We start from the raw sequence: 486 nt of genomic DNA on the forward strand, positions 1-486 counted from the left end.
GCTGCTTAACGCTGAAGGCATCGCCTTCTAGATAAAGGATCACTGGTTTATTTCTTTTTTTCCCAGTGTCATTTACTTCCTGCTGCCGCTGATAATTATCTACCCGTGCACCAGCCTCTTTAATGACTCCTGAAACTTTTTGATGACTCATTGATGTTGGAGTTAATAAATTGACTGCACTTGCCACCATGCGCATAACCCCCTTGGAAGCTAAGCCCGATACTCGCGCTAATAGTAAAGGTGAATAGCGTTTGCGTGGCTTGATTCCTAAATGTCTATCTAACAAATAGACATGGCAACCAGTTGTTTCTTCAACCAATCGTCGTTTAAAAGTTACTTCACCAAAAAGAAACTGAATTGTCCTTTGATCTCTTCGCAGCACTTTTACATCTGCATCTTTTACTAATTCTTGATCCAATCGCTCTAAAGAACTTCCTAACACTTCGCATAATAAGCTCGAAAATAATCGTAAGATTTTAAGTTCTA

At 39.5% G+C, this 486-nt stretch carries 1 protein-coding gene; it reads right to left on the reverse strand.

Features of this window, described 5'->3' with window-relative positions; all coding sequences use genetic code 11:
- Nucleotides 1–418 (reverse strand): UPF0236 family transposase-like protein (locus tag ON15_RS10955; RefSeq protein WP_040525146.1); only part of this gene is annotated, 418 nt, incomplete at its 3' end.
- Nucleotides 419–486: the final 68 nt, after the last annotated feature.

It is taken from the genome of Liquorilactobacillus vini DSM 20605 (genome assembly GCF_000255495.1).
Classification (GTDB): domain Bacteria; phylum Bacillota; class Bacilli; order Lactobacillales; family Lactobacillaceae; genus Liquorilactobacillus; species Liquorilactobacillus vini.